At 71.2% G+C, this 2562-nt stretch carries 2 protein-coding genes and 2 pseudogenes; 2 read left to right on the top strand and 2 right to left on the bottom strand.

What is annotated here, in order from left to right:
- Positions 1-586 (top strand): peroxidase-related enzyme (locus AC27KI_RS22600; protein ID WP_487115939.1); only part of this gene is annotated, 586 nt, incomplete at its 5' end.
- A gap of 31 nt (positions 587-617) precedes the next feature.
- Here the strand turns inward: AC27KI_RS22600 and AC27KI_RS22595 are convergent.
- A pseudogene (locus AC27KI_RS22595) lies at positions 618-1348 on the bottom strand (DsbA family protein).
- A pseudogene (locus tag AC27KI_RS22590) lies at positions 1342-2238 on the bottom strand (MBL fold metallo-hydrolase); the annotation flags it as partial. The pseudogenes AC27KI_RS22590 and AC27KI_RS22595, both read right to left, overlap by 7 nt.
- 123 nt (positions 2239-2361) lie before the next feature.
- On the opposite strand from AC27KI_RS22590, the gene AC27KI_RS22585 reads away from it, so the two are divergent.
- Positions 2362-2562, top strand: a 201-nt coding sequence (locus AC27KI_RS22585; RefSeq protein WP_487115937.1) for a helix-turn-helix domain-containing protein, incomplete at its 3' end; no start/stop codon positions are given.

The raw sequence follows: 2562 nt of genomic DNA, 5'->3' as shown, positions 1-2562 counted from the left end.
GCCCGGCGAGCCCGTGCGCGTGAACGGCTACACCAGCGAGACGCTGGAGTGGAAAGCCTGGCTGCCCGTGCTGGACCTGGCGCAGGCCTCGCCCGCGCAGCTGGCAGTGCTGGAGGCCAGCCACCCCAAGGCCAAGACCAGCGACTACTACCGGGTGCTGGTGCACCAGCCGCGCATCCTGGAGGAGCGGTCGATCGTGTTCAACGCGATCATGTACGCGCCCGGCGGCCTGACGCGCGCCGAGCGCGAACTGGCCAGTGCCGTGGTCTCGCGCGTGAACGGCTGCGTGTACTGCGCCTCGGTGCATGCGCAGCGGTTCGAGCAGCTGGCCAAGCGCAACGACGTGATCGTGCAGGTGTTCACCGAGCCGCAGGGCGCGGGCACCACCGCGCGCGAGCAGGCCATCGTGCAGGCCAGCATCGACCTCACGCGCGCGCCCGGCGCGTTCGGTGCGGACCAGGTGCGGCCGCTGCGCGCGGCCGGCCTGTCGGACCTGGAAATCCTCGACGCCGTGCACGCCGTGGCGATCTTCGCCTGGGCCAACCGGCTGATGCTCAACCTGGGCGAACCGGTGTTCCCCGGCTGAAAACCGCAGGGCAGGGAATGCCCGCCCGCCATCAGATCGCGCAGCCGTCCGGGCGACAGGCCAGGGCACTGCCGGCCGGCGCGATGGCGGCCCGCCCGGCCTCCAGGTGCTGGCGCAGCACGGTCTTCCAGGCCTCGGGCTGGCCCAGCCAGGGGCCGATGTCCAGCGTCTGCAGCGGCGCGCCGGGCTGCTCCAGTGCCAGGGTGGGAAAGCCCTGGCGCCCGCGCGCGCCAGCCACTGGCGGCTTTCCGCGAAGTGCGCCTGCGTGGGCGCGCCTTGCCACTGCGCGAAGGCGGCACGGAACGCCGCGGCGTCCAGGCCCAGTTCGGCCGCCAGATCCTGCAGCACGGCGGCGTCCGCCACGCGGCGGCCTTGCACATAGTGCGCCTGCTGGATGCGGTGCGCCATGTCCAGCCCGCGCTGGCCCAGGGCCTGGGCGGCCAGGATGGCGGTGGTCGGCGGCTCCGAATCCATCACCGCCGTCGGGTCGCGCAGCAGGCCTTCGAAGTACGCCTCGCCGAAGGGCTGGCCGGTGAGCTGGGCGATGCGCCGGTCGTGCGGCACCACGTGGTCGCGCCACCGGGGCGTGATGGCGATGCGGTTGGGGCCGGCCAGCATGCCGCCGCCGTGCAGCGCGATCGCCAGGCCCGGCACCTGCCGCGCGGCTTGCACCAGCGGCGCGGCGGCGTAGCACCAGCCGCACAGCGGGTCGAAGACGTAGTGCAGCACCGCAGACGGTGCGGCGGCGTTCACTGCGGCCATTTCATTTCGCCCTTGATGACCTTGGCGCCCAGCTCCAGCGAAGACGATTCGCCCAGTTGCGGGTAGCGCTTCTTCATGGCGGCGACCAGCGCGGCCGAGTCCTTGGCGCGGGCGGCTTCTTCCTCGAAGGCCTTCACGTAGCCGCGGGTGAACGCCACCGAGGCCGTGCTGCGCGGATCGCGGCCGCTGGCGTTCGGCACGAAGTGGCCCGGCACCACGACCTCCGGCTGCAGCGCGTCGATCTGGTCAAGCGTGGCGAGCCAGTCGCGGCGCGATTCGGGCGTCTGCGTGTCGGCCATCCAGACGTGGATGTTGGCGGCCACCGGCACGCCGCCCACCACGGCTTTCAGCGAGGGAATCCACACCACCGTGCGGCCGGGCGTCGGGCCGTTCAGGCCGACCACCTGGATGGCCTGGCCTTCCAGCGTGATGGTGTCGCCCTGCAGCGGCTCGGGCACCACCAGGGCCTGGGGCGCGTTGCCCTTGAGGATGGGGCCCCAGTGGGCGAGCTTGCCATCCTTGGAGGCCTGGATGCCGGCCACCGTCTGCGGCGTGGCGACGATGCGGGCCGCGGGGAAGGCGGCTTTTATGACGTCCAGGCCGAAGTAGAAATCGGGGTCCTTGTGGCTGATGTACACCGTGGTCAGCTTCTTGCCGCTGGCGCGGATTTTCTCGACCAGCGCCTGGGCGTCGTCGCGCTGGAATTGCGCGTCGATCAGCACGGCTTCGGTCTCGCCCGTGATCAGCTCCGACGACACGGGGAACAGGCTCTTCGTGCCGGGGTTGTACACCTGCAGCTGCAGCGGGCCGGCGGCCAGCGCCACGGCGGCAAAGCCGAGGCTGGCGGCGCCGGCGATCAGGGTGCGAAGGAATCGGGGGGTGCGGGACATGGCGGGCTCCTGGTCAGCGAGGGTTTGGATAAAGGAAAGAAGGAATGGGCTGGATCGTAGGTTGCCTGGATCGGCCGAAAAACCCCCTACCATGCAAAGCTTTGTTGCATCGATCGATCAAATATGGACCGCCTCACCGCCGCCGATGTCTTCGTGCGCATCGCCGAGCGCGGCAGCATGACCGCCGCCGCCGAATCGCTGGACATGTCGCGCGCCATGGTCACGCGCTACCTCGCGCAGATGGAGGCCTGGGCCGGCGCCCGCCTCCTGCACCGCACCACGCGCCGCCTGGGCCTCACGGCGGCCGGCGAGCAGGCCCTGGCG

This window comes from Acidovorax sp. KPB24-03 (assembly GCF_057546605.1).
Note: the sequence above shows the minus strand (reverse complement) of the source record. Positions and strands in the feature narration are given on the sequence as shown.